This is a genomic window from Kitasatospora sp. NPDC030952, assembly GCF_055571335.1.
The window spans coordinates 131,863-155,771 of sequence record NZ_JBVIFM010000005.1 but is presented as its reverse complement, the minus strand read 5'-3'; the positions used below and the strand labels follow the sequence as shown (position 1 = coordinate 155,771).

The following is a 23,909-nucleotide window of genomic DNA, read 5'->3' as shown; positions in this document are numbered from 1 at the left end:
CCATGGCCTACCGACGCACCCCAGCCGTCCAAGCCCGCCTGGACGCCCAGCGCGAGGCGGTGCTGCAGTCGGCGGTCGGCCTGCTCGCCGAGCGCGGCTACGGCGGCTGCACCATGGCCGCCGTGGCGGACCGCGCCGGGATCGCCACCGGCAGCGTCTACCAGCACTTCGCCAACAAGGCCGAGCTGTCGGTGGAGTTGTTCCGCCGGGTGGTCACTCACGAGATGGCCGCGGTGAACACCGCAGTCGCCCTCCGGGACACCCCGCAGCGGCGGATCGCCGCCGTGGTCGAGACCTTCGCCGCCCGCGCTCTGCGCGCGCCCCGGCTGGCGTACGCGCTGCTGGTGGAGCCCGCCGACGCGGTGGTGGACGGCGAACGCCTGGTCTTCCGGCGGGCGTTCCGGGACGTGATCGCCACCGAGATCGCCGCCGCCGTGGCAGCCGGCGAACTCCCCGAGCAGGACCCGGTGCTGACTGCCGCCGCCCTGGTCGGCGCGGTCGGCGAGGCCCTGGCCGGCCCGCTCGCCGCCGCCCCGGTCGAGACGACTGCCCCTGCTGAGACAGCCGAGACAGCCGAGAAGGCCGAGACAGTCGGGAGCGCCGAGACGGCCGGGAGATCCGAGACAGCCGAGCCCTCCGAACCCCAGCGGGCCACCGCCGAGGTGGTCCCCGCCCTGGTCTCCTTCACCCTGCGTGCCCTGGGAGGACGCGATGACAGCGACGCATGAGGTCACCAACCAGGTGCCCCTGCCGTACGGACACGACACCGCCGCCGACCCGACCCTGCTCGCCGCCCTGCACCGGGCCGGCGCGGGCTGGGCCGAGCCCGAACTGCGCGAGCTCGGCCGCCTGGCGGGCTCCGAGCAGGCCGCCGACTGGGGTCGGCTGGCCAACGAGAACCCGCCCGTGCTGCGCACCCACGACCGCTTCGGCCACCGGATCGACGAGGTCGAGTTCCACCCGTACTGGCACGAGCTGATGCGCACCGCCGTCTCGTACGGGCTGCACGCCGCGCCCTGGCGGGAGGATCGGCCCGGCGCCCACTCCGCCCGCGCCGCCAAGTTCTTCGTCTGGAGCCAGGTCGAGGCCGGCCACACCTGCCCGATCTCGATGACCTACGCCGCCGTCCCGGCGCTGCGCCAGAGTCCGGAGCTGGCAGCCGAGTTGGAGCCGCTGCTGGCCGCCACCGAGTACGACTACGGGCTGCGCGAGCCGCACACCAAGCGCGGGCTGATCGCCGGCATGTCGATGACCGAGAAGCAGGGCGGCTCGGACGTCCGCACCAACACCACCACGGCGCTCCCGCAGCCGGACGGCAGTTACCGGCTCACCGGCCACAAGTGGTTCACCTCGGCGCCGATGTCCGACCTCTTCCTGACCCTCGCCCAGGCCCCCGGCGGGCTCAGCTGCTTCGTGCTGCCGCGGGTCCTCCCGGACGGCAGCCGCAACCGGCTGCACCTGATGCGGCTCAAGGACAAGCTCGGCAACAAGTCCAACGCCTCCGCCGAGCTGGAGTACGACGGCGCGGTCGGGCTGCTGGTCGGGGCCGAGGGCCGGGGTGTGCAGACCATCATCGAGATGGTCAACATGACCCGCCTGGACTGCACCATCGGCGCCGCCTCCGGGATGCGCTACGGCGCCACCCGCGCGGTCCACCACGCCCTGCACCGGCGGGCGTTCGGCAAGGCACTGGTCGACCAGCCGCTGATGCGCAACGTGCTGGCCGACCTCGTGGTGGAGTCCGAGGCGGCCACCACCGTCGCGATGCGGCTGGCCCGGTCCACCGACCTCGCCCTCGCCGGGGACGAAACCGAGGTGCTGGTACGGCGGTTGGGCCTGGCGGTGGCCAAGTACTGGGTGTGCAAGCGCGGTCCGGCGCACTCCGCCGAGGCGCTGGAGTGCCTGGGCGGCAACGGCTACGTCGAGGAGTCCGGGATGCCCCGGCTCTACCGGGAGGCCCCGCTGGTGTCGATCTGGGAGGGCTCCGGCAACGTCGCCGCGCTGGACGCCCTGCGTGCCATGGCCAAGCGCCCGGAGACGGTCGAGGCCTTCCTCGGCGAACTCGACGCGGCCGCCGGGGCGGACCGCCGACTGGACGCCGCCGTCGCCGAACTCCGCAAGCAGCTCAGCGACTTGAGCGATCTTGAGTACCGCACCCGGCGGCTGGTCGAGTCGATGGCGCTGGCCTTCCAGGGCTCGCTGCTGGTCCGCTACGGCAGCCCGGCGGTGGCCGACGCCTTCTGTGCGAGCCGGCTCGGCGGCGACCACGGCGCCGCCTTCGGCACCCTGCCCTCCGGTGTCGACACCGCGGAGATCATCGACCGCGCCCGCCCGGTGCCCGCGTGAACGACGAGGAGGCCCAGGGGGCCCAAGAAGCCCAAGAAGCCCAAGAAGCCCAAGAAGCCCAGGAAGCCCAGGAGGTCCAGGAGGCCCAGGGCGTACGGGAGTTCTGGCAGGCGCTCGGCCTGCCCGGGCTGATCGACGTGCACACCCACTTCATGCCGAAGAACGTCCTCGACAAGGTGTGGGCGTACTTCGACGCGGCCGGCCCGCTGGTGAACCGCCCCTGGCCGATCACCTACCGCGAGGCCGAGGAGCAACGCGTCCAGCGGCTGCGGGACTTCGGCGTCCGGGCGTTCACCTCGATGCTCTACCCGCACAAGCCGGGCATGGCCGGCTGGCTGAACGCCTGGGCGGCCGAGTTCGCCGCCCGCACCCCGGACTGCCTGCACACCGCGACCTTCTTCCCCGAACCGGGGGCGGCCGGCTACGTGGCGCGGGCGATCGAGGACGGCGCCCGGGTGTTCAAGGCGCACCTCCAGGTCGGCGGCTACGATCCGACGGACGCCCGGCTGGACGGGGTCTGGGCGCTGCTGGCCGACTCCGGCACCCCGGTGGTCGCCCACTGCGGATCCGGTCCGGTCCCGGGCAAGTTCACCGGCCCCGGCCCGATCGGCGCGGTCCTGGACCGGCATCCGGGCCTGGTCCTGGTGGTCGCCCACCTCGGCATGCCCGAGTACCGCGACTTCCTCGACCTGGCCGAGCGCCACCCGTTCGTCCGGCTGGACACCACCATCGCGTTCACCGACTTCGCCGAGGCCGACGTCCCGTTCCCGCGCGACGAACTGCCGCGCCTGCGCGGGCTGGGCGAACGCGTCCTGCTGGGCAGCGACTTCCCCAACATCCCGTACCGGTACGTCCACCAGCTGGAGGCGCTGGCCGGGCTGGGGCTGGGGGAGGAGTGGCTCCGGGCGGTCTGCCACGACAACGCGGCCGCGCTGTTCGGCCTCAGCTGACGGCGCCCAGCACCCCCACCGCCGCCGGGTGCAGTCCGGGCGCGGCGGCGAGGAAGCTGTCCGAGCCGGCCGTCCAGGCCGCCCCGGCGGCGTCCGTCACCGTCGCCCCCGCCTCGCTCGCCACCAGGGCGCCGGGCAGCAGGTTGCCCGCGTCCTGCCCGTACTCCCAGAACAGCGCCAGGTGCCCGGAGCCGACCTGCGCCACCTGGAGCGCGGTCGGGCCGAGGTTGCGCACCGCCAGCACCGCGCCGGCCATCGCGGACACTGACTCGCCGGCCCGGCGCAGCGCCACCGGGTCGGCGGCCACCAGCGGCGGCTGGCTGGTGGCGGCGACGGTGGCTGCCAACTCCCGCTCCAGCGGCGCGATCGGCCGCCCGTCCAGCTGTGCTCCGCCGCCCAGCACCGCGCGGTAGGTGCGGCCCGCGCCGAACAGCTCCGGGGCGTGCACCACGGCCAGCACCGCCGCGCCGTCGCGCACCAGGGCCGCGGTGACCGCCCAGTGCGGCTGCCCGAGCAGGTACTGCACCGCGCCGTCGGTCGCGTCGCACACCCACCATTCGCCCTCGGCGGGCACCGAGCCGTCCAGCTCCTCCGGCAGCCAGCCGGCCTGCGGGCGCAGCGCGGCCAGCCGCTCGCGCAGCTCGGCTGAGGCCGGGTCGTCCAGCTCCGCGAACCGCGCCATCGCCTCCTCGACGGTCCGCCCCGGGGTGGGCTCGGCCGGCCGGCCCGCGGCCAGCTTCGCGCCGACCTCCCGCACCGCCGCCTCCACGGCCGCCGCCAGCGTCCACAGCTCCGTCGTCCCCATCGCGGTCTCGCCCTCTCCCGGTGGCCGGTCCGCTCCGGCCGAACGGGACAAGGAGTACCGTCAGGGCTGCCGAACAGGACGCTCAATCGGCCCAGAACGACGGAGATCGGACACCATGGACCTCGCCACGACCGATCCGGACACCGTGCTGGACACCCTCGACCGCCGCCTGATCGGCGCCCTCCAGGTGGACGGACGGGCCGAGCCCGGCCGGATCGCCGAGGTGCTGGGCGTCTCCGCCCGGACGGTCACCCGCCGACTGGGCCGGATGCGGCAGGCCGGGGTGCTGCGGGTGGTCCGGATGCCCGACGTCGAGGACGCCGCCGTGGGGGCGCTGCTGCTGCGGGTCCGGGTGCTGCGCGGCCGGGTCGACGCCACCGCCCGGGCGCTGGCCGACCGCCCCGACGTCCCCTTCGTCGACGTCATGCTCGGCGGCCACGAGGTCGGCGCCGTGATGCTGAGCGACGCGGGCGCCCGCGACCGCCTGCTGTACGGGCAACTGCCCGCGACCGGCGCCGTCACCGAGACCACCACCCACGCCGTGCTGCACGCCTTCGCGGACGCCGGGCAGTGGTGGGCCGGCTCGCTGACCGACCAGGAGGCCGCCGCGCTCGCCCGGCCGCTCGCCCCGCGCCCGGCCACGCCCCCGCCGCTGGACGGCCTCGACCGCGCGCTGCTGGACCGGCTGGAGCAGGACGCCCGGCAGTCCCACGCCGTACTGGCGGCGGCGGTCGGCGCCCCCGAGTCGACCGTCCGGCGCCGCCTGCACCGGCTGGACGGGCTCGGACTGCTGCGCACCCACGCCACCGTGGACCCCCGACTGCTCGGCATGGCCGTGGACGCCAACCTCTGGCTCGACGTGCCGCCCGGCCGGCTCGCCGAGGTCGGCGCCGAACTGGCCCGCCACCCCCGGGTGCACGGCGTCTTCGCCACCAGCGGCCCGACCAACCTGCTGGCCACGCTGTTCTGCCCCGACCACGGCGGCCTCTACCGCTTCCTCACCGACACCCTCGGCCCGCTCGGCGTCATCCGCGCCGAGACCACCATCACCGCCCGCGCGGTGAAGCGGGCGGGCGTGCTGCTCCGGCAGCCGGGCCGGCCGTGAGGGGCCGGGCCTTCCCGCCGCCGGGGCAGGGGGAGCGGTGGCCGGCTACCGCTCCGGGCCGACCACGGACTGGAGGTACCGGACGGTCGCCGGGTCGGCGGGCAGGAAGGTCTCCATGGCGAGTTCGGAGACGGTCACGTCCAGCGGTGTGTTGAAGGTGGCGATGGTGGACAGGAAGGAGAGCACCCGCCCGTCGCGCCGGACCCGCAACGGCAGTGCGAAGGGGTGCCCGTGCCCGGCGTCGTCCCCGGGCGGCCCGTCCTCCGCCGGTTCCGGGTAGCCGCGGACCTCCTCGTACAGCCGCCGCAACGGCTCCGCGCGGACCAGCTCCAGCCGGTGTTCCAGCCGCGCCAGCAGGTGCCCGCGCCACTGCCGGAAGTTGACGATGTGCGGCGCCAGCCCGTCCGGGTGCAGGGCGACCCGTACGGCGTTGAACGGCGGTCGGAGCAACTGCGGGTCGACGCCGTCCAGCAGCAGGGCGAGCGAGCGGTTGGCCGCCAGCACCCGGAAGGTCCCGTCGAGCACCATCGCCGGGTACGGGTCGTGCGCGGCGAGCAGCCGCTCGACGCCGCCGCGCAGCGCGTCCATGGACGGGTCGTCCAGTGGTGTCTCGGGGTAGTGCGGGGCGTAACCGGCCGCCAGCATCAGGGAGTTGCGCTCGCGCACCGGGACGTCCAGCTGTTCGGCCAGCCGTAGCAGCAGGTCCCGGCCCGGCCGGGCGCGGCCGTTCTCGACGAAGCTGAGGTGCCGGGCCGAGGAGTCCGCCCGCAGGGCCAGTTGCAGTTGGCTGAGCTGCCGGAGTTCCCGCCAGCCGCGGATCAGCGGGCCGACGCCCGTCCCGGTGGGGCTGCCCATGCCCGCCACGATCGTCATGGGCAAGGACGGTACTCGAACGAGCCGGTCCTGCGGGAGGGGGCCGTGCGGATCAGGCGGGGTCGGCCGGGGGTCAGGCGCCGGTGGTCGAGCCCGGGCGGATCACCATCAGCACCACGACCACGGCCCACAGCAGGTTGAACACCCCGGCGGTCATCGGCAGCAGTCGCAGGCCGCTGACGGCCTTGGTGTGCTTCTCGTCCGCCGGGTCGAGGCCGAGCGCGTCCACGGCGGCCTGCTGGCCGGGCAGGACGAAGAGCAGCAGGGAGAGCGCGGCGATCGCGGTGAGCACCATCGAGGCGATCAGCCAGGACTGGCTCAGCACGTCCATCACCTGGGCGACGCCGATGCCCAGCACCGGCACGGCGACGCCGAGCAGCGCGTAGACCTGGGTGATCCGGTGCAGGACGCGCAGCACGCCCGCGTCCGAGGCCTGGTCCGGCCCGCCGGCCAGGGCGGCCTTCGCCCGGCGCGGGAACATGCTGACGGCCACCGCGACCGGGCCTATGAACAGGACCGACGCGAGGACGTGCAGGCTCAGCAGGAACTTGGCCATGGCGGGCACCCTTTGGTCCGGTGGGCAGCTGGGGGTCGGCGGGCGTGCGCCGTCGGCGTGCCCACGACCAGGCACGCTAACACCGCTTATTCAGCGGCCCCGCGCTCGGGTGCCCCCGGCCGGTGCCCTGCTCAGCCCGCCGGGACCAGCTCCACGATCCGCGGCGGGGCGGTGCTGACGGCGGCGACGGCCGCGCCCTGCCCGGGGTCGGTCCAGTCGAGCAGGTGGAGGTCCTGGAAGCGGTTGCGCGCCGGGGGGCCGGGCGGCACCTCCAGCGGCAGGGCGGAGAGGTCGACCTGTCCGAGGGTGTCCAGGGTGGCGCGCCCGATCTTGATCAGCGACTCCTTGCGCACCCACAGCCGCAGGAACGCCCGGTCCGGCTCCGGGGCCGCCTCGACCAGGGCCAGCTCGGCCGGGGTGAGCACCCGGCGGGCCACCGCGCCCAGCGAGCCGCCCCGGGTGGCGAGTTCCACGTCCACGCCGACCGGCCGGCGGCCCGCCCCGGCGGCGACCACGCCCCGGGTGTGGGACAGGCTCACCTCCACCCCGGGGTGGTCGGGCAGGTAGGGCTTGCCGTGGTCGGCGAGGCCGCAGTCCGGGCACTGCTGGGCGAGGACCAGCCCGGCCGCGGGGACGCCGAGCAGCCGGGCGGCGCAGAGCCGGACCAGGACGTGCCCGGCGACGAAGTCGGTCCGCCCGGACTCGTGCCGGAAGCGCGCGGCGCGGGCCCGCTCGACGTCGGTGAGCAGGTGCTCGCCCGCCTCGGGGTGGCGGAGTACGGCGTCTGCGGACGCGACGGCGACGAGCGGTGCGTCCTGCTCCTGGGCCTCGGTGGTCATGGGCTCCAACCTAGTCCGCCGGGTCGTCGCGCGGGGACCCGGACCTCGGGAGCCCGCGGTGAGCCCGCAGTGAGCCCGCGGGGACGGCGCGGGAAGCCCGCGGGGACGGTGCGGGACACGGCGAGGCCTTGGGCCGATCGGATGATCGTCGGATCGGATCTGAGGGTCCGTAGGGTAGGAAAAGTCCCTTTTGGGATTGGATGTCCCGGATCTGTGGGATCGCCAGCAGATACCACGGGACATGGCAGGTCCTCCGGGCCTGTCTTTTTCTATGCGCGGAGGAAATGTCGATGGGTCAGGCCACCGGTTCGCCGGATCACCGCACGACCGCCGTGAGAAGAACACCCGCCGGCGGACGGCGCCGGGCCGTCCGGATCGCCGTGGCCACTGCCGTGGCCGCGGTGCCGCTGGCCGCCGTGCTGACGGTCGGTTCGGCCGCCCCGCTGGCCCCGCCGCTGGGTGCCTGCTCCGGTCCCGACTGCCCCGCCACCTGGCCGCCGCCGCACAACGGCGACTTCCCCGGGCGGGACGCCACGATCAACGTGTTCACCGGCGGCGACTACACCGTCAACGGCCGCGCGGCCGAGGCCGAGGGCAAGATCGTCACGCTGGGGAACCTGACCGTCGACAAGAACGGCGGCGGCATCTACAACATGGGTGTCGTGGGCGTCGGGTCCCGCGTCGTGCCGCCGAACGGCAGCGACTTCGTCACCACCGGCGGCAACGTCGACGCGAGGAGCGGCAACTCGATCCTGATCGGCGGCAGTGACTCCCACGGCCCGGCCTTCGGCAACCTGCGCCACGCGGGCGGCGTCACCGGCACCGTCACCATCGACCCCACCGGCCAGTCGATCCAGGACCCGAACGCGGCCGCGCCGTACCAGGACGTGCTGACCCAGATCGAGGAGGTCTCCGACTGCGTCAGGCGGGCCGCCGCGACCGGCACCGTCGACGTCTCCGCCAGCCAGGCCACCTTCACCGGTGACGGCGTCAGCATGAAGCAGGTCTTCAACGTCTCCCGGGACCTGGCCTCGCCGAGTGGCGGCCAGATCGGCCTGGTCTTCGCCAACATCCCGGCCGGGGCCACCGTCGTGGTGAACATGCTCGGGGACAGCCCGATCATCAACACCTACACGGGCACCGGCCAGCCGGGCGACCAGACCACCGACATGCGCTCCAAGCTGATGTACAACTTCCCGACCGCGACCAACGCCCGGATCCTGGGCAGCGCCCAGTTCCAGGGCTCGGTCCTGGCGGGCAACCCGGGCGGCACCACGACCCTCGCCCAGCCGGGCGTGAACGGCCGGGTGTACCTCGCGGGCAACCTGATCCACACCGGGACGGGCGGCTACGAGATCCACAGCTACCCGTTCGACGGGGACCTGCCGGACTGCAAGGTGACGCCGAGCCCGACGCCGACCTCGCCCTCGCCCTCGCCCTCGCCCTCGCCGAGCCCGACATCGCCGTCGCCGTCGCCGACCTCCCCCTCCCCGACCTCCCCCTCCCCGACGTCTCCGAGCCCGACGTCGCCGTCCCCGACGTCTCCGAGTCCGACCTCGCCGTCCCCGACCTCCCCGAGTGCGAGCGCCACCTCGCCGTCGGCGAGCACGTCCACGTCGAGCGGGCACCCCGCTCCGACCAGCCACCACCCGACCAGTCACCACCCGACCGGCCACCGCCCGACCGGCCACCACCCCGGTGGCGGTGGTGAGTTGCCCTCGACCGGTGCGGGCGACGCTCCGGTGGTCTTCGGGCTGGCCGGTGTCGGCCTGCTCGGGCTGGGCGGTCTCGCCGTCCTGGCCGCCCGCCGCCGCGGCCGCCACAGCTGACGGTCGCGCCGACGCGAAGGCCGCCCGGTCGATCCGACCGGGCGGCCTTCGCCGTACCGCGGCCGGTGCGCCGGGTTGACCCGGATCCGCATGGTGACGACCGAGCCGCCGCCGATGGCCGCCCGCATCGCCGGGACGACGGCCTCCATCCCGATGAAGACGCCGGTCAGGCTGATGTCCAGGACCTTCCGGTTACGTCACCTCGCCCCGACGGGAGAACCGTTCCTCCCGCCACTCGCCGCTCGCCAGCACCTCGGCCAGCTGCCGGGCCGCGTCCCAGACCTCGGTGTACGAGAGGTAGAGCGGCGTGAAGCCGAAGCGCATCAGGTCCGGCGCGCGGAAGTCCCCGATCACCCCGCGGGCGATCAGCGCCTGCACCACCGGGTAGCCGTCCGCGTGCCGCAGCGCGACCTGGCTGCCCCGCCGGGCGTGCTCGCGCGGGGTCACCACCTCGACCCCGTCCAGGCCCTCGACCAGCGAGACGAACAGGTCGGTCAGCGCCAGGCTCTTGGCCCGTACGGCGGCCAGGTCGGCCCGCTCCCAGATGTCCAGCGAGACCTCCAGCGAGGCCTGGCCGAGCAGCGAGGGCGAGCTGGTGAGGAAGCGCCCGATGCCGGGCTTGGGGTCGTAGCCGGGCTCGAAGGCGAACGGGCGGGCGTGCCCGAACCAGCCGCTCAGCGGCTGCCGCGGACCGGCCGCCAGGTGGCGCTCGGCGACGTACAGGAAGGCCGGCGAGCCGGGGCCGGAGTTCAGGTACTTGTAGGTGCAGCCGACCGCGAAGTCCGCGTTCGCGGCGCCCAGTTCGACCGGCAGCGCGCCCACCGAGTGGCACACGTCCCAGATCATCAGGGCGCCCGCGGCCTGCACCCGGGCGGTGATCCCGGGCATGTCCAGCAGTTCGCCGGTGCGGTAGTCCACGTGCGACAGCACCACTGCGGCGACGTCGCCGTCCAGGTGCCGGTCCAGCTCCTCGGGGCGGATCAGCACGCTGCGCCCGCCCTCGGTCAGGCCGGTCACGCCCTCGGCGATGTACAGGTCGGTGGGGAAGGCCTCGACGTCGCCGAGTACCGTGCGCCGCTCCGGGCGCAGCCGCAGCGCGGCGGCGAGCACCTTGAACAGGTTCACCGAGGTGGTGTCGCAGACGACCACCTCCGCCGGATCGGCGCCGATCAGCGGCGCGATCCGCCGTCCCAGCCGGTACGGCTGCTCGAACCAGCCGGCGTCGTTCCAGCTGCGGATCAGCTCCCGGCCCCACTCCTGCTCGACCACCCGGGCCACCCGCTCCGGGGTGCGCACCGGCAGGGCGCCCAGCGAGTTGCCGTCCAGGTAGATCACCCCGTCCGGCAGGGTGAACTCCTTGCGGAACGCCGCCAGCGGGTCGACGGCGTCCAGCGCCGCGCACTCCTCGCGCGTGATCATGCCCATCCCTCGTCCGTCGCTTCTGCTCACAGCTCGTCCCGGATCGCCCACAGCTCCGGGAACACGTCCTGCTCGGCGGCCTTGCGCAGCCAGGTCAGCCCGCTGGAACCGCCCGAGCCGGGCTTGCCGCCCATGGTCCGCTTGACCGAGCTCAGGTGCCGCTGGCGCCAGCGGGTGACCCGCTCGGCCACGTCCAGCAGCGTCTCACCGAGTGGCTGCAGCTCCGCGAACTCCGGCTCGGTGTAGACCCGGCGCCAGGCCGCGGCGGCCTCCTCGGAGGGGCGGTAGCGCTGCTCCGAGGCCTCCGGGTGCACCGCCAGGCCGCGCCGGGCCAGCAGCCCGAGCGCCTCGTCGTACAGGCCGGGGGAGCGCAGTGCCTCGGTCAACTCGGCCTGGACGTCGGGCATTTCGCCGTACATGTTGAGCAGTGCGGCGTTCTTGTTGCCGAGCAGGAACTCCAACTGCAGGAAGGCCGAGGACTGGAAGCCGGAGGCCTCGCCGAACAGGGCGCGGAAGGAGTTGAACTCCTGCGGCGTCATGGTGGCCAGTAGGTCCCACGACTCCACCAGCACGTCCTGCACATGGGTGCCGCGGCGCAGTGCGGCCAGCGCGCCGGTCAGGTCGTCCTCGCGCAGCGCCTGCCGGGCGATCGTCCACTCGTGCCGCAGCAGGTCGAAGAGCAGCTCCATCACCTGGGTGGTGACGATGAACGACAGCTCGGCCGGCTCCTTGCTGCGCGGGTGCTGGAGGCTGTGCAGCTCCTCCAGGCGCACGTACTGCGCGTAGGGGGTGCCCCGACCCGGCCGGCCGCCCCGACCGAACGACAGGTTGGGTGTCTCCACCGTGTCGTGCCCCATCCCGATCCCTCCTGATCCGTCCGGGCACGGTCGCCCGGGGCCGGCGGAGCGGACGGACGTCCTGGTTCCACCGGGGAGCCCATTGTGCGGCGCCGTGGCCCCCCGCTTGAATGGCCGATGAGCACCGCAACCGTGCTTCGGGTTGTCGTTCGCGAGGCGTTCGGTCGATCTGCTTAATGAATGTAAAACCGCCGATCGCAACGCTTCTCGGGAGCCGCCATGGACGCCGTCGACCGCCGCCTGCTGGCCGAACTGCAGGCCGACGCCAGGCTCTCGTACAACGAACTCTCCCGCCGGGTGAGCCTGTCCGCACCCGCGGTGGCCGAACGGGTCCGCCGCCTGGAGGCGGACGGGGTGATCAGCGGCTACCACGCCCACGTCGACCCCACCCGGGCCGGACTGCCGATCACCGCACTGGTCCAGGTCCAGTGCTACGGCCCGCGCTGCGTGCTGCGCGACCCCGAGGTGGCGACCTGGCCGGAGGTGCTGCAACTGCACCGGGTCACCGGCGGGGCGTGCTGCGTGCTGCTGGTCGCGGTGGCGACGATGGCCGAGTTCGAGGCGCTCTGCGACCGGCTCGGCGGGTACGGGCCGCCGGCCAGCTCGATGATCCTCTCCAGCCCGGTGCCCTGGCGCCCGCTGCTGCCGAACTGACGGCCGGGCGGCCGGGCGGCCGCGCGGTCGTGCGGTCGTGTGGCACCGGCGGTCGTGCGGTACCGGCCGCCGTGCGTTGACGTCGACGTCAGGGAGTAGCTTCCTCGGCATGCCGAACGAGCGCCACATCCTGCTGCTGTCCGGGAGCCTGCGGGCCGGCTCCGCCAACGAGGCCGTGCTGCGCACCGCCGCCGCGGTGGCCGACACCCTGCCCGGCCTCCGGACCACGTACTACCCGGGCCTGGCCGGACTGCCGCACTTCAACCCGGACCACGACACCGACCCGCTGCCGGAGCCGGTGGCCGCGCTGCGGGCGGCGATCGGGGTGGCCGACGCGCTGCTGGTCTGTACCCCCGAGTACGCCGGGACGCTGCCGGGGGCCTTCAAGAACCTGCTGGACTGGACGGTCGGCGGGATCGAGATCTCGGACAAGCCCGCGGCCTGGATCAACTGCGCCGGCCCGGGCCGCGGCCGGGGCGCCGAGGCCACCCTGGGCACCGTGCTCGGCTACACCGGCGCGGCGGTGCTGGCGGAGGCCTGCGTCCGGATCCCACTGGAGCGCGGCGCGGTCGGCCCGGACGGGCTGGTCGCCGACCCGGCGGTGCGCGGGCGGATCGGCGAGGTGCTGGCCCGCCTGGCGGCCGGCTGAGCCGGCCGCGGTCGGTGCGCCGCGGTCAGTGCGCCGCCGGCAGGTGCACCCCGAGCCCGGCCAGGCCCTCCAGGAACAGCTCGACGCCGACCGCCGCCAGCAGCAGGCCGAGCAGCCGGGACAGCACCTCCAGCGAGGTGCTGTGGGTGCGCCGCATCAGCGGTGCGAGGACGGCCACGCAGACGTAGTTGAGTGCCACCACGGCCACGTACGCCCCGGCGACGGCGGCCTTCCAGCCCCAGTCGTCCCGGTTGAGCGAGGCGACCAGCACGGCGGTGATCGCGAGCGGGCTGGCGATGTACGGCAGCAGCAGCTCGCGGATGCCGTCCGCCAGCGGGTTCGCCAGGTGATCGTCGTCGTCGCCGTCCGCGCCGAGGTGCAGGCCGAAGACCAGGGCGACCGCGTAGACGAAGAAGATCGCCCCGCCGGCGAGCTGCAGCGACTGGTCGCTGATGTGGAAGAGGGTGGTGACCTCGTCCGCCCCGAAGCCGAGCACCAGGCCGATCACCGCCGAGATGACGGTGCTCAGCGCGGCCAGGCCGCGCAGCTCCCGGTTGCTGCGGGTACCGGCCAGCCGGGCGAAGGACAGCATGGTCTTCGGCGGGCCGACCACGGCGAAGAAGGTGATGAAGGCGCTGCCGAGGTTGAAGACGAACATGGGCCCAGCATGACCGCGGCGCCGGGTGCGACCGCTCCGCCACGCCACGCCCCGCGCTCGGGCGTGGCGCGGATCTCCCCGTTCGCGGTTCATTCCGCACAGTGGGCGGATTCGCCCGGATGGCGGTCCCGGCTCGAACGGGCGAGCGCTCTCGGGTGCCATGGAGGTAGGTGCCACGGAGGTGGGTGCGACCGCTCCCCGGCGGTACGACCACTCCTCGGCGGAAACGAGGATGCGACATGTGCCTGAACCGTAAGGACCTGGGCCTGCTGGCCCTGCGCAGTGCGGTCGGCGGGGTGCTGATCGCGCACGGCACCCAGAAGCTGTTCGGCTGGTTCGGTGGCGCCGGCCTGGAGGGGACCACCCAGGCGATGGACCACATGGGCTTCCACCCGGCCCGGGAGAGCGCCATCGCGGCGGGCCTCGGCGAGGCGGGCGGCGGCGCGCTGCTGGTGGCCGGACTGGCCACCCCGGCGGCCGGCGCGGTGGTGGCCGGAACGATGGCCGGCGCCGTGGCGGTGCACGCCCCGGCGGGCTTCTTCATGACCGGTGGCGGCTACGAGTACCCGGCGTTCCTCGGCGCGACCGGGCTGGCGATCGGCCTGGCCGGCCCGGGGCGGTACTCCCTGGACCACTGCACCGGGCACGTCTTCGACCGGCCGTGGGTCGGCGCGCTGGCCTTCGTGGCGAGCGCGGCGGGCGCGTACGGGGTGGTGGCTCGGCGCCGTCACCTGGTGCGGCTGCGCGAGGAGCGGGCGGCGGTGGAGGCGGACGAGCAGGAGGGCTCCGGGCTGTCGTAGGGCCGCTCCGACGGTTCCGGTCCGGCGGTTCCCGTCCGGCGGTTCCCGTCCGGTGGTTCCCGTCCGGCGCCGCGCGCCCGGTGGGAAGCGTCGGACCCGCCCCGTGGCGCGGCCCGGGCGTCACCCGGAGGCAGCACCCCTGCTGGCGGGGGTGGCGGGCGGCTCGGAAGGTGGGCGGGGAGTGTGCCGGGCAGCCCGGCGCCGGGAAGGAACGAGGACCCCATGGACCCCATGGACCGCACGGACCGTCGGCCGCCCGTCCGAGTCGCCTCCGGGCCGCGCCCGGCCGTACCGGTGAAGCGTCAACACAGGCTCGTCACGGGGGTGTTGGCCGTCACCGTGCTGGGTTCGGCGGTGCTGGCCGGCTGCTCCTCCGGCAAGAGCGCGAGCAGCTCGGCCTCCTCGGCGGCCGGGGAGGCGCAGAAGCTGGCGAGCGCCGCGGCCTCCGCCGCCTCGGCACTGGCCTCGGCGGCCGGCGGGGTGGGCGGGGCGATCTCCTCGGCGGAGGCGGAGGCCTCGTCGGCGATCTCCGCGGCCTCCTCGGCGGTCGCCGGGATCAAGGGCGGCCTGGACGCCAAGGGGGACGTCTCGGTCGGGTCGGTGTCGACCGGTTCGGACGGCAAGCCGCAGGTGCAGCTGACCGTCACCAACCACGGGCAGCAGTCGTACCGGTACGTGGTCCAGGTGAACTTCACCGACGGGAGCGGCAAGCTGCTGGACGCGACCGCGGTGACGGTCGACGACGTGGCCGCGGGCGGGAGCGCCCAGGCGACCGCGCACGCCAACCGGGACCTCTCCGGGACGGTCAAGGCCGAGGTGGCCAACGCCGTCCGCTACTGAACCGCCGCAGCTCAGGCCCGGTTCGCGGCCGCGGTCGGCGCGGCGCGGAACCTTAAGCGGGTCTCAAGGGCCAACAGCACCCCTTGACGGGGGAGTTGGTCTAGTCCATTTTTATTGCCCAGGTGCAGGGAGCCCCTGAACCGGCGTCACCGGCCTCGTGCCGGGGGCGCCGGTTCGGCACATCCCGGTGTCCGTCAAAGGCCTGCCCGCTCGATTCCCACCCCTTGTCTGTCATGTCCCGGTCGTCCGGCCCCACCCCGGATGTGCCACCCCACCGGGCGACGGAACCCCCACACCCAGGAGTCACGCACCCATGCTGCGCTCACGCATTGAAAGGGCCGGGACCCCGGCTCCGGACGGGCCCCGCCGGCGCCGCCCGAAGAGCCTGGCCGCCATCGCGGCCGGCACCACCGCCTCCCTGCTGCTCGGCGCGGGCCTCGCGCTGACCGGCGGCGGCGCGGCCAACGCCGCGACCACCAACTCCACCGGCGCGCCCGCCACCAGCGGCGGCATCAAGGTCGCCTACTACGACCAGTGGTCGGTCTACGCCAACGCGTACTACCCGAAGACGATCCAGGACACCGGCGTGGCCGGGAAGCTGGACTACCTGATCTACGACTTCGCCAACATCTCCCCGACCGACCTGGGCTGTTTCGAGGCGACCAAGGCCGCCGACACCAACGACAACAACCCCAACGCCGGTGACGGCGCGGCCGACGCCTTCGCGGACTACCAGAAGAGCTTCGGCGCGGACATCTCGGTGGACGGCGTCGGCGACGTCTGGAACCAGCCGATCGCGGGCAACTTCAACCAGCTGAAGAAGCTGAAGGCGAAGAACCCCAACCTCAAGATCCTGCTCTCGATCGGCGGTTGGACCTACTCCAAGTACTTCTCGTCGGCGGCCGCCACGGACGCCTCGCGCAAGCACCTGGTCTCGTCCTGCATCGACATGTTCATCAAGGGCAACCTCCCGTCCGACGCCGGCTACGGCGGTCCGGGTACGGGCAAGGGCCTCTTCGACGGCATCGACATCGACTGGGAGTACCCGGGCGGCGGCGGCCACACCGGCAACATCTCCAGCCCGGCCGACAAGCAGAACTTCACCCTGCTGCTGCAGGAGTTCCGCAACCAGCTGGACGCCCAGGGCAAGGCCGACGGCAAGACCTACGCGCTGTCGGCGGCGGTCGGCGCCGGCCAGGACAAGATCATGAACGTCGAGACCGACAAGATCGGTCAGTACCTGACCTTCCTCGACGTCATGACCTACGACATGCACGGCGGTTGGGACCCCCAGGGGCCGACCAACCACCAGGCCCCGCTGTACTCCGGCCCGAACGACCCGTCGACCCCGGCCAAGCCGGGCAACGGCAAGTACTCGATCGACAACGCCATCAAGGCCTGGACGGCCGGCGACGCCCAGTACGGCATCCCCGGCGGCTTCCCGGCCAACAAGATCAACATGGGCGTGCCGTTCTACTACCGCGGCTGGACCGGCGTCCAGAACAACGGCAAGAACGGCCTCTTCCAGCCCGCCACCGCCCCGGCCGCCGGCGCCGCGATGTCCGGCAACGTCCCGGGCATCCAGATGTACAAGGAGCTGGCCGGCTTCGTCGACAACCCGTCCAAGACCTACTGGGACGACGACGCCAAGGCCGCCTACTTCTACGACGGCAACACCTTCTGGAGCGGTGAGAACGCCAAGTCCGTCCAGGCCAAGCTCGACTACGCGCACTGCAACGGCCTCGGCGGCTCCTTCGCCTTCTCGCTGTACGACCTGGGTACCAACACCACCCTGTTCGACACGATGGTGAACGCCACCAACGGCTCCGCGGCCGGCTGCCCGGCCCCGCCGACCGGCACCCCGACCCCGACCCAGACCCCGACCGGCACCCCCACGGGCACGCCCACCGGCACCCCGACCGGCACGCCCACCGGCACCCCGACCGGCACCCCGTCCTCGCCGGCGACCTGCCCGGCCGCCCCGAGCTGGGACCCGAACGCCACCTACGCGGCCGGCGGCACCAAGGTCTCCTGGAAGGGCCACTACTACACCAACAAGTGGTGGACCAAGGGCGACGACCCGAGCCAGAGCGGCCAGTGGGGCGTCTGGACCGACAACGGTCCCTGCTGAGCGGCTGAGCGGCTGAGCGGCTGAGCAGCTGAGCGGTACCTGACCTGGAACGAGTCCGGCCCGCCGGGGGAGCACCCCCGGCGGGCCGGACTCACGCGTTCCCGTCGAACCGGCGTCACGGGGCCAGGTCGGCCGTGCGCCCGAGCGCGTCCGGCTGGCTCTCCTCGATCCGCCGCAGCATCCGGGCCAGCAGGGCGGAGAGCGCGGTGCGCTCCTCGCCCGCGATGTCCTGGAGCAGCTCCTCCTCGAACACCGCCGCCATCCGCATCGACTCCAGCCACTTGTCGCGGCCGTTCTCGGTCAGCTCGATGATCACCCGCACCCGGTTGGACTCGTCCCGCTCCCGGGTGACCAGGTCCTCGGCCACCATCCGGTCGATCCGGTGGGTCATCGCGGCCGGGGTGAGCCCCAGCCGCTTGGCCAGCTCGCCCGGCCCCAGCTGGTACGGGCTGCCGCTCACCACCAGCGCCTTGAGCACCTCCCACTCGGCGGAGGTGATTCCGAGCACAGTCAGCTGCCGGTCGTACGCGACGCCCATCCGCCGGGAGACCCGGTTGAGGGTCTGCACGATCGTCTCGACCTGAGGGTCGACGGTGGGGAACTCCCGCTGGTAGAGGGCGACTTGCTCGGCGATGCCGAGCTCCAGGGGAGTGCTCCGCGGCGGCTTGTCGGCAGCCGGCGACGGCTTGTCCGTAGTCATGCGGACCAGTGTCGCACGGGCGTGCACTCCTTAAGCCTTTGACTCCGCAGTCTTCCGGTGCTAAGACTTTATCTCGTCACAGTTTAGGTCTGAAATCTTCCGGGCTTAAGAGTTCCAGTCGAAATAGAGAAGGGATGTGCACGGTGACCGGCACGGTGAAGCAGCAGAGGCAGCAGCGCGGGGCGGGCGGCCCGCTGCGCCGCGTCCAGATCGGCAACGCGCTCAGTGCGTTCGGCAGCGGGTTCACGATGCCGTACATGTTCGTGTACGTGGACCAGGTGCGCGGGCTGGGTTCGCTGGCGGCCGGGATGGTGTTCACCGTCTTCGCGCTGGCGGCGCTGGCCGTGCTCCCGTTCACCGGGCGCGGCATCGACCGCTACGGTCCCCGTCCGGTGCTGCTGGTGGGTGCGGCGCTGGCCTCTACCGGCGCGTTCGCCTTCGGCCACGCCACCGGCACCCCGGCCCTGCTGGTCTCCTCGTTCCTGTTCGGCGCGGGTGTCACCACCTGCCAGCCGGCGCTCGCCACGATGATCGTCCGCTGCTCCACGGCGGCGACCCGCTCGCACGCCTTCGCGCTGCAGTTCACCCTGGTCAACCTGGGCATGGGCATCGGCGCGCTGGTCGGCGGGCAGATCGTGAACGTCGCCGACCCGGCCAGCCTCACCCGGCTGTTCACCATCGAGGCGATCACCTTCCTCGGCCTGGCCCTGGTCACCGGCACCGCACGGATGCCCAAGACCCAGCTGAGCGTCGTCCAGCAGCAGAGCGACGGCCCGACGGGCCTGCGCGCCCTGCTCGCCGACAAGGCGATGGTGCGGCTCAGCATCCTCGCCGGGCTGATCTTCTTCACCTGCTACGGCCAGTTCGAGTCCGGCGTCGCGGCCTTCGCCACCGACACCGTCGGCACCGCGCCGTCCACCCTGGGCCTCGCGATCGGCGCCAACGCGGTGACCATCGTGGTGCTGCAGATGTTCATGGTGCGGATCACCGCGCGCCGCCGCCGCACCACCGCGATGGCCGCGGCCGGCGTGGTCTGGTTGGCTGCCTGGGCGATGGCCCTGGTGGCCGGCCTGATACGGACGGAGACCATGGCCGCCACGGTCGCCATCGTCTCGATCTACGCCCTGTTCGGCGTCGGGGAGTCGCTGCTCGCGCCCACCATGGGCCCGATGGTCGCGGACCTCGCCCCGGCCCGGCTGCTCGGCACCTACAACGCCGGGTACGCCCTGGTGAAGCAGATCGCGATCGCGGTCGGCCCGGCCGTCGGCGTGCTGCTGGTCGGCTCCGGCACCTGGCCGCTCTACCTCGCGGCCATGGCGGGCTCGACGCTGCTGATCGTCCTGCTGGCGCTGCGGCTGCGCCCGTACCTCACGGCCGAGCAGGACAACGCGGCCCCGGCCGTGGTCCGCACCCCGGCCCCGGTCCGGGAGCGGGAGCTGCAGACCGCCGCGTGACGAATATCCAAGCGGGCGCCGACCAGATCACCTGGTCGGCGCCCGTCGCGCTTGGCTTCCCGACTGCTGCCCCATAGGGTCAGTGGCTGTCGATCGCCCGGCTCCCGCCGGCACCTGAGACGGCGAATCGGCGAGGCTTTGACATCATCCCCAGCGTGAATGCGGGGGACTCCAACCCTCACGGGTCGGGCTTTCTGCTTCACAGCCGTTCGCCGACCTGGATCACCAGCGAAGGGACGGTGTGCCGCCCATCGGCCTTACGTCAGCTCCACAGACCTGACATCCCGCCAGCCCGGCGGTAGGCCCGGCCGACTTGGTTCTCGCCGACCGGGCATCGACAACCTATCGCCAGTTCGGATTATCCCGAGCGGATAGGGTGGCGATTCGCCCGAATGAGTGAATCGTTGAAGCCCGAGCCGCTGTGTCGGGAAATCTGGTTCCTTCCCCCTGTCGAAGCGGGGGCATCCCCGGAGGTATCCGATGACGCAAGCGGCGCTCACGCACCCCCCGGCGGCCCGGGCCACCGCCGACCCGGATCCGGCACCGGCCCCGCGCGGAGGTCTGCTCCGCTGGGCGGCCGACCACTCCGGCTGGCTCGGCCCGATCGGCGTCGCGGTCTTCGCGGGCCTGCTGCGGTTCTGGAACCTCGGCTACCCCAACGCCTTCGTCTTCGACGAGACGTACTACCCCAAGGACGCCTGGTCCCTGCTCCAGCAGGGCTACGAGGGCACCTGGCCCGACCACGCCAACGCCGACATCCTGGCCGTCCCGCAGTCCATCCCGCTCACCTCCGCGCCCGAGTTCATCGCCCACCCGCCGCTCGGCAAATGGGTGATGGCGATCGGCGAACAGCTGTTCGGGCTGCATCCCTTCGGCTGGCGGTTCATGACCGCCCTGCTCGGCACCCTCGCGGTGCTGATGCTGGCCCGGATCGGCCGTCGGCTCTTCGGCTCCACCCTGATCGGCTGCACCGCCGCCCTGCTGATGTCCGTCGACGGCCTCCAACTGGTGATGAGCCGGGTCGGACTGCTCGACGGCATCCAGATGTTCTTCGTGCTCGCCTCCTTCGGCGCCCTGCTGGTCGACCGCGACCATGCCCGCGCCCGGCTGGCGGCGGCCACCGACGGCGACACCGTCCGGCTCGGCCCGCGCCCCTGGCGGATCGCCGCCGGGGTGCTCATCGGCGCGGCCTGCGCGGTCAAGTGGAACGGCGCCCCGATCCTGGCCGCCTTCGGCCTGCTGACCGTGCTCTGGGACCAGTCCGGCCGCCGCGGCGCCGGCGCCCGCCGCCCCTGGCGCTCCATGCTGCGCCGGGACGCCGTACCCGCCTTCCTCGCCATGGTCGGCTCCGCCGTGGTGGTGTACGTCGGTGCCTGGAGCGGCTGGCTGGCCAGTGGCGCGAACGGCGAGGGCGGCTACGACCGGCACTGGGCCGACGGCCGCGCCGGGCTCTCCCCCGACCACGCCTTCGGCATCCCGCTGCCGCAGGTCTCGATGAGCTGGGTGCCCGGGCCGCTGCGCAGTCTGTGGCACTACCACTCGCAGATGTACGACTTCAACACCGGCCTGAGCACCCCGCACACCTACCAGTCCAACCCCTTCTCCTGGCTGGTCGACGGCCGCCCGGTCTCGATGTACTGGGAACCGGCCCAGGGCGGGACCCGCGGCTGCACCTCCTCCGGCGGCTGCGCGGCCCAGATCCTCGGCCTGGGCACCCCGTTCCTCTGGTGGGCGGCCTGCTTCGCGCTGGTCTACCTGCTGTGGCGCTGGTTCTTCCGCCGGGACTGGCGCTCGGGCGCCGTGCTGTGCGCGGTCGCCGGGATCTACCTGCCCTGGTTCCAGTACCAGGAGCGGACGATCTTCTCCTTCTACATGGTCGTGCTGGTGCCGTTCCTGTGCCTGGCCGTCGCCCAGATGCTCGGCGCGATGCTCGGCCCGGTGGGCTGCAGCCCCCGGCGCCGCCGGTACGGCGCGGCGGCGGCCGGGCTGATCGTGCTCGCGATCGTCGGCTGCTTCGCCTTCTTCTACCCGCTGTACACGGGCGAGGTGATCCCGATGTCGTCCTGGCAGGACCGGATGTGGTTCACCAGCTGGATCTGACGCCCGCGGGGCCGCTGCCGGTGCCGCCGCCGGTGCCGCCGGCGGTCACGGCGGCGGTCACGGCGGGGTGTTCGACGGCGTCGGGTAGGCTGGGGCGCGTTGAAGGGGAGTAGCCCTCCACCGGACCGTCGACATACTGGCCCTCACGGGCCCGGCGCCCGGGGCACCGCTCGGTTGGCGGGTGCCGGCGAGACCTTCGGCCGCAGTGCTGTGACCATTTCCAGTGCTGTCGGGCCGAAGCGTCCCCTGACGGACCTGCGGAGGCCGGGCAGCCCGACCGAGGGATTCCTCCGATGAGTTTGACCGTTGCCGCGTTGACGTTCGGCATCATCTTCCTGGCCGAACTGCCGGACAAGACCGCGCTGGCCAGCCTGGTGCTCGGCACCAAGTACCGGGCGAGCTACGTCTTCGCGGGTGTCGCCGCCGCGATGCTGGTCCAGGTGGTGCTGGCGCTGGTCGCCGGGCACCTGCTCTCGCTGCTGCCGCACCGGTGGGTGGAGGGCATCACCGGCGTGCTGTTCCTGGTCGGCGCGGCGATGCTGCTGTTCCACGGCGGGGAGGACGAGGACGAGCACGCCGCCAAGGAGCCGTCCTCGAACCGCTTCTGGAAGGTGGCCGGGACCAGCTTCCTGGTCGTCGCGGTCGCCGAGTTCGGCGACCTGACCCAGATCATGACCGCCAACCTGGCCGCCAAGTACGCCGATCCGCTGGCGGTCGGCCTCGGCTCCTGGCTGGCGCTGTGCGCGGTCGGCGGGATCGCCATCGTGGGCGGGCAGAAGCTGCTCAAGCACGTGCCGATGAAGCTGATCATCCGAGTGGCGGCGGCGATCATGGTGGTGCTGGCCGGGGTCAGCATCTTCGGGGCGATCACCGGCTGACGGTGACCTCCCGCGCCGGTCGGCGCGGACCGGCGGCGGGGGGCCAGCGGCCCGGCGGCCGGGGGCAGCGGCGGGGTCAGCAGCCCGGGTCGGCGGTGAGGACGGCCTGGGTCTTGGGACCGTAGACGCCGTTCTCGCCCTTGATGCGGTTCTGGCCCTGGTAGTCCTGCAACGTCGTGCGGGTCCAGTAGTCGAAGGTGCCGGTGATGATCGACTTGTCGACGTAGCCGCACTCGGCGTTGTAGAGCAGCTGCTGCATCGCCTTGACGTCCGGTCCGCTCATGCCGATCTGGAGCACCCGCGGGGTCTGGGTGGCCGTCGGCGTGGGGGTGGGCGTCGGGGTCGGTGTGGGCGTCGGGGTGGGGGTCGGTGTCGGTGTGGGGGTGGGGGTGGGCGTCGGGGTGGGCGTTCTGGTCGGGCTCGGCTTACGGGTGGGCGTGGGGGTCGGGCTCGGCGCCTCGGTGGTCGGCGCCGCGGAGTCGGTCGGCGGGGCGGCCAGGGTCGGCGGGTCCACCGGGGCGGGGGCGAGCGAGGTGCTGGGCGCCGGTGCGGCCCGGCGGGCCGGCTCGGAGGAGGGCGTCACGGCGTACGCGAGGCCCACGGTGAGCGCCAGCAGTCCGGCGCCGATGCCCGCGATCAGTCCCTTGCGCCCGGCGAACGGGCTGCGCTCGGCCTGCTCGGCCGCCCGGCGCGCGGCCCGTCCGCCGGGGGCGGCGCCGGGTTCGGGTGCGCCGTTGCCGAACGGGAAGTAGCCGAGGTCGTCCCCGCCGCCGGGCGGGGCGGGCGGCCCCGGCTGGACCGGCTGGACCGGTGGCAGGACGCTGGTCGCGTACGCGTCCGGCGCGGGGCCCGGGACGGGCGGCAGCACGGTCGTCGCGTAGGCGTCCGCGTCCGGCCCGAGCGGGGGCGTGCCCGGTCTGCCCTGGAGACCCGGCTGGGCCGGCTGACCCGGCTGGACCGGTCGGCCCGGCTGGACCGGTGGCAGGACGGTGGTCGCGAACGGGTCGGTGGTCAGCGGCGGCTCGTCCGCGACCTGGTCCGGCGCCTGCGGCACGTACGGGCGGACCAGCGGTGGGCCCTCCAGGTGCGGGAGGACGGCGGTCTCGTCGAGGCTCCGGTCGGGGAGGCAGCCGCACCCGGTGGAGCGGGCGGTGCCGCACGTCGGGCAGTGCTGGTCCGGCATCGGCCGGTCCTCCTCGGTTCTCGGGTCTCGCGATCGCGCCTGATTATGCAGGACGTCCCGGAGGGTGGACAGGGGCGTCCGGCCCCCGGCGGGGGTGTTGTGCCGGTTGGTGGTGGTTGGCCCCGGCGGAAACCGCCGGGGCGCGTGGGATGGCCCGGGTGCTTACGTTCGGCTCAACCGGGCGGCGCAAAACGGGACGAATCTGCCAGCATGGGGAACCGGGAGTGATCATCCACCGGGCGTCCGGTGGTCCGGCCCCGCCACCCCGCGACCCTACGGAGAC

At 73.3% G+C, this 23,909-nt stretch carries 22 protein-coding genes and 1 pseudogene; 13 read left to right on the top strand and 10 right to left on the bottom strand.

All coding sequences use genetic code 11. The annotated features are described in order from the left end of the window. Positions 1 to 2: 2 nt before the first annotated feature. From ACZ47G_RS12410 to ACZ47G_RS12400, 3 genes are all read left to right on the top strand, one after another. The gene (locus ACZ47G_RS12410; protein WP_465741706.1) at positions 3 to 728 is read left to right on the top strand and encodes a TetR/AcrR family transcriptional regulator; all 726 of its coding nucleotides are present in this window, start codon (positions 3 to 5) and stop codon (positions 726 to 728) included. Beyond that, a complete protein-coding gene (locus ACZ47G_RS12405) occupies positions 712 to 2,346 on the top strand; it encodes an acyl-CoA dehydrogenase family protein (protein WP_465741704.1) in 1,635 nt (544 codons plus the stop codon). The genes ACZ47G_RS12410 and ACZ47G_RS12405 overlap by 17 nt, the downstream gene beginning before the upstream one ends. 119 nt (positions 2,347 to 2,465) lie before the next feature. Beyond that, positions 2,466 to 3,296, top strand: coding sequence for an amidohydrolase family protein (locus tag ACZ47G_RS12400; RefSeq protein WP_465742078.1), 831 nt, complete (start codon positions 2,466 to 2,468; stop codon positions 3,294 to 3,296). Here ACZ47G_RS12400 and ACZ47G_RS12395 read toward each other — a convergent pair. Continuing rightward, positions 3,289 to 4,101 carry an inositol monophosphatase family protein gene (locus tag ACZ47G_RS12395; protein WP_465741702.1) on the bottom strand — a complete coding sequence of 271 codons (813 nt, stop codon included), beginning with the start codon at positions 4,099 to 4,101 and terminating at the stop codon, positions 3,289 to 3,291. The genes ACZ47G_RS12400 and ACZ47G_RS12395 overlap by 8 nt on opposite strands. Positions 4,102 to 4,216: 115 nt before the next feature. On the opposite strand from ACZ47G_RS12395, the gene ACZ47G_RS12390 reads away from it, so the two are divergent. Further along, positions 4,217 to 5,206 carry an Lrp/AsnC family transcriptional regulator gene (locus tag ACZ47G_RS12390; RefSeq protein ID WP_465741700.1) on the top strand — a complete coding sequence of 330 codons (990 nt, stop codon included), beginning with the start codon at positions 4,217 to 4,219 and terminating at the stop codon, positions 5,204 to 5,206. Positions 5,207 to 5,251: 45 nt separating this feature from the next. Here the strand turns inward: ACZ47G_RS12390 and ACZ47G_RS12385 are convergent, their stop codons facing one another. The 3 genes from ACZ47G_RS12385 to ACZ47G_RS12375 form a co-directional block, all read right to left on the bottom strand. Next, a complete protein-coding gene (locus ACZ47G_RS12385) occupies positions 5,252 to 6,079 on the bottom strand; it encodes a helix-turn-helix domain-containing protein (protein ID WP_465741698.1) in 828 nt (275 codons plus the stop codon). A 73-nt stretch (positions 6,080 to 6,152) separates the two neighbouring features. After that, positions 6,153 to 6,635 carry a DUF2269 family protein gene (locus tag ACZ47G_RS12380; protein WP_465741696.1) on the bottom strand — a complete coding sequence of 161 codons (483 nt, stop codon included), beginning with the start codon at positions 6,633 to 6,635 and terminating at the stop codon, positions 6,153 to 6,155. A 131-nt stretch (positions 6,636 to 6,766) separates the two neighbouring features. Next, positions 6,767 to 7,474, bottom strand: a complete 708-nt coding sequence (locus ACZ47G_RS12375; protein WP_465741694.1) for a 4'-phosphopantetheinyl transferase family protein — start codon at positions 7,472 to 7,474, stop codon at positions 6,767 to 6,769. Positions 7,475 to 7,854: 380 nt separating this feature from the next. Here ACZ47G_RS12375 and ACZ47G_RS12370 point away from each other — a divergent pair, with 380 nt between their 5' ends. Beyond that, complete coding sequence (locus tag ACZ47G_RS12370) at positions 7,855 to 9,303, top strand: choice-of-anchor A family protein (RefSeq protein WP_465741692.1); 1,449 nt, start codon at positions 7,855 to 7,857, stop codon at positions 9,301 to 9,303. Positions 9,304 to 9,392: 89 nt separating this feature from the next. Here the strand turns inward: ACZ47G_RS12370 and ACZ47G_RS12365 are convergent. The 3 genes and pseudogenes from ACZ47G_RS12365 to ACZ47G_RS12355 form a co-directional block, all read right to left on the bottom strand. Beyond that, positions 9,393 to 9,494: pseudogene (locus ACZ47G_RS12365) on the bottom strand (3-alpha-hydroxysteroid dehydrogenase); the annotation flags it as partial. Position 9,495: 1 nt separating this feature from the next. Then, positions 9,496 to 10,722, bottom strand: a complete 1,227-nt coding sequence (kynU, locus tag ACZ47G_RS12360) for a kynureninase (RefSeq protein WP_465741690.1) — start codon at positions 10,720 to 10,722, stop codon at positions 9,496 to 9,498. A gap of 26 nt (positions 10,723 to 10,748) precedes the next feature. Beyond that, a complete protein-coding gene (locus ACZ47G_RS12355; RefSeq protein WP_465741688.1) occupies positions 10,749 to 11,579 on the bottom strand; it encodes a tryptophan 2,3-dioxygenase in 831 nt (276 codons plus the stop codon). A gap of 219 nt (positions 11,580 to 11,798) precedes the next feature. Between ACZ47G_RS12355 and ACZ47G_RS12350 the strand changes: the two genes are divergently transcribed. Continuing rightward, the gene (locus tag ACZ47G_RS12350) at positions 11,799 to 12,233 is read left to right on the top strand and encodes an Lrp/AsnC family transcriptional regulator (protein WP_033348146.1); all 435 of its coding nucleotides are present in this window, start codon (positions 11,799 to 11,801) and stop codon (positions 12,231 to 12,233) included. 109 nt (positions 12,234 to 12,342) lie between these two features. Continuing rightward, positions 12,343 to 12,882: an NADPH-dependent FMN reductase gene (locus ACZ47G_RS12345; protein ID WP_465741686.1), complete on the top strand. Its 540-nt coding sequence runs from the start codon at positions 12,343 to 12,345 to the stop codon at positions 12,880 to 12,882. A 25-nt stretch (positions 12,883 to 12,907) separates the two neighbouring features. Here ACZ47G_RS12345 and ACZ47G_RS12340 read toward each other — a convergent pair whose 3' ends face one another. Next, the gene (locus ACZ47G_RS12340) at positions 12,908 to 13,540 is read right to left on the bottom strand and encodes a MarC family protein (protein ID WP_465741684.1); all 633 of its coding nucleotides are present in this window, start codon (positions 13,538 to 13,540) and stop codon (positions 12,908 to 12,910) included. Positions 13,541 to 13,779: 239 nt separating this feature from the next. Here ACZ47G_RS12340 and ACZ47G_RS12335 point away from each other — a divergent pair, with 239 nt between their 5' ends. The 3 genes from ACZ47G_RS12335 to ACZ47G_RS12325 all read left to right on the top strand — a co-directional run bounded on the left by ACZ47G_RS12335 (position 13,780) and on the right by ACZ47G_RS12325 (position 17,311). After that, positions 13,780 to 14,340, top strand: coding sequence for a DoxX family protein (locus ACZ47G_RS12335; protein ID WP_380455326.1), 561 nt, complete (start codon positions 13,780 to 13,782; stop codon positions 14,338 to 14,340). 327 nt (positions 14,341 to 14,667) lie between these two features. Then, complete coding sequence (locus ACZ47G_RS12330; protein WP_465741681.1) at positions 14,668 to 15,180, top strand: FxLYD domain-containing protein; 513 nt, start codon at positions 14,668 to 14,670, stop codon at positions 15,178 to 15,180. A gap of 313 nt (positions 15,181 to 15,493) precedes the next feature. Continuing rightward, positions 15,494 to 17,311 carry a glycosyl hydrolase family 18 protein gene (locus tag ACZ47G_RS12325; protein ID WP_465741679.1) on the top strand — a complete coding sequence of 606 codons (1,818 nt, stop codon included), beginning with the start codon at positions 15,494 to 15,496 and terminating at the stop codon, positions 17,309 to 17,311. A 115-nt stretch (positions 17,312 to 17,426) separates the two neighbouring features. Here ACZ47G_RS12325 and ACZ47G_RS12320 read toward each other — a convergent pair whose 3' ends face one another. Then, a complete protein-coding gene (locus tag ACZ47G_RS12320) occupies positions 17,427 to 18,011 on the bottom strand; it encodes a MarR family winged helix-turn-helix transcriptional regulator (protein ID WP_380455321.1) in 585 nt (194 codons plus the stop codon). A 155-nt stretch (positions 18,012 to 18,166) separates the two neighbouring features. On the opposite strand from ACZ47G_RS12320, the gene ACZ47G_RS12315 reads away from it, so the two are divergent. The 3 genes from ACZ47G_RS12315 (at position 18,167) to ACZ47G_RS12305 (ending at position 22,443) form a co-directional block, all read left to right on the top strand. Next, a complete protein-coding gene (locus ACZ47G_RS12315; protein ID WP_465741676.1) occupies positions 18,167 to 19,465 on the top strand; it encodes an MFS transporter in 1,299 nt (432 codons plus the stop codon). 480 nt (positions 19,466 to 19,945) lie between these two features. After that, the gene (locus tag ACZ47G_RS12310; protein ID WP_465741674.1) at positions 19,946 to 21,565 is read left to right on the top strand and encodes a dolichyl-phosphate-mannose--protein mannosyltransferase; all 1,620 of its coding nucleotides are present in this window, start codon (positions 19,946 to 19,948) and stop codon (positions 21,563 to 21,565) included. A 293-nt stretch (positions 21,566 to 21,858) separates the two neighbouring features. After that, on the top strand, positions 21,859 to 22,443 hold the full coding sequence (locus tag ACZ47G_RS12305) for a TMEM165/GDT1 family protein (RefSeq protein ID WP_465741672.1): 585 nt from the start codon (positions 21,859 to 21,861) through the stop codon (positions 22,441 to 22,443). Positions 22,444 to 22,519: 76 nt separating this feature from the next. On the opposite strand, the gene ACZ47G_RS12300 is transcribed toward ACZ47G_RS12305, so the two are convergent. Continuing rightward, complete coding sequence (locus ACZ47G_RS12300) at positions 22,520 to 23,626, bottom strand: peptidoglycan-binding domain-containing protein (RefSeq protein ID WP_465741670.1); 1,107 nt, start codon at positions 23,624 to 23,626, stop codon at positions 22,520 to 22,522. Positions 23,627 to 23,909 lie beyond the last annotated feature (283 nt).

What these genes read in the sequence shown, in the direction of transcription:
- ACZ47G_RS12395 (WP_465741702.1), bottom strand. Translation starts at nt 4,101, where the DNA reads ATGGGGACGACGGAGCTGTGGACGCTGGCGGCGGCCGTGGAGGCGGCG.
- ACZ47G_RS12375 (WP_465741694.1), bottom strand. Translation starts at nt 7,474, where the DNA reads ATGACCACCGAGGCCCAGGAGCAGGACGCACCGCTCGTCGCCGTCGCG.
- ACZ47G_RS12335 (WP_380455326.1), top strand. Translation starts at nt 13,780, where the DNA reads ATGTGCCTGAACCGTAAGGACCTGGGCCTGCTGGCCCTGCGCAGTGCG.
- ACZ47G_RS12310 (WP_465741674.1), top strand. Translation starts at nt 19,946, where the DNA reads ATGACGCAAGCGGCGCTCACGCACCCCCCGGCGGCCCGGGCCACCGCC.
- ACZ47G_RS12325 (WP_465741679.1), top strand. Translation starts at nt 15,494, where the DNA reads ATGCTGCGCTCACGCATTGAAAGGGCCGGGACCCCGGCTCCGGACGGG.
- ACZ47G_RS12340 (WP_465741684.1), bottom strand. Translation starts at nt 13,540, where the DNA reads ATGTTCGTCTTCAACCTCGGCAGCGCCTTCATCACCTTCTTCGCCGTG.
- ACZ47G_RS12305 (WP_465741672.1), top strand. Translation starts at nt 21,859, where the DNA reads ATGAGTTTGACCGTTGCCGCGTTGACGTTCGGCATCATCTTCCTGGCC.
- ACZ47G_RS12345 (WP_465741686.1), top strand. Translation starts at nt 12,343, where the DNA reads ATGCCGAACGAGCGCCACATCCTGCTGCTGTCCGGGAGCCTGCGGGCC.
- ACZ47G_RS12300 (WP_465741670.1), bottom strand. Translation starts at nt 23,626, where the DNA reads ATGCCGGACCAGCACTGCCCGACGTGCGGCACCGCCCGCTCCACCGGG.
- ACZ47G_RS12385 (WP_465741698.1), bottom strand. Translation starts at nt 6,079, where the DNA reads ATGACGATCGTGGCGGGCATGGGCAGCCCCACCGGGACGGGCGTCGGC.
- ACZ47G_RS12350 (WP_033348146.1), top strand. Translation starts at nt 11,799, where the DNA reads ATGGACGCCGTCGACCGCCGCCTGCTGGCCGAACTGCAGGCCGACGCC.
- ACZ47G_RS12320 (WP_380455321.1), bottom strand. Translation starts at nt 18,011, where the DNA reads ATGACTACGGACAAGCCGTCGCCGGCTGCCGACAAGCCGCCGCGGAGC.
- ACZ47G_RS12410 (WP_465741706.1), top strand. Translation starts at nt 3, where the DNA reads ATGGCCTACCGACGCACCCCAGCCGTCCAAGCCCGCCTGGACGCCCAG.
- ACZ47G_RS12405 (WP_465741704.1), top strand. Translation starts at nt 712, where the DNA reads ATGACAGCGACGCATGAGGTCACCAACCAGGTGCCCCTGCCGTACGGA.
- ACZ47G_RS12380 (WP_465741696.1), bottom strand. Translation starts at nt 6,635, where the DNA reads ATGGCCAAGTTCCTGCTGAGCCTGCACGTCCTCGCGTCGGTCCTGTTC.
- ACZ47G_RS12390 (WP_465741700.1), top strand. Translation starts at nt 4,217, where the DNA reads ATGGACCTCGCCACGACCGATCCGGACACCGTGCTGGACACCCTCGAC.
- ACZ47G_RS12355 (WP_465741688.1), bottom strand. Translation starts at nt 11,579, where the DNA reads ATGGGGCACGACACGGTGGAGACACCCAACCTGTCGTTCGGTCGGGGC.
- kynU (WP_465741690.1), bottom strand. Translation starts at nt 10,722, where the DNA reads ATGATCACGCGCGAGGAGTGCGCGGCGCTGGACGCCGTCGACCCGCTG.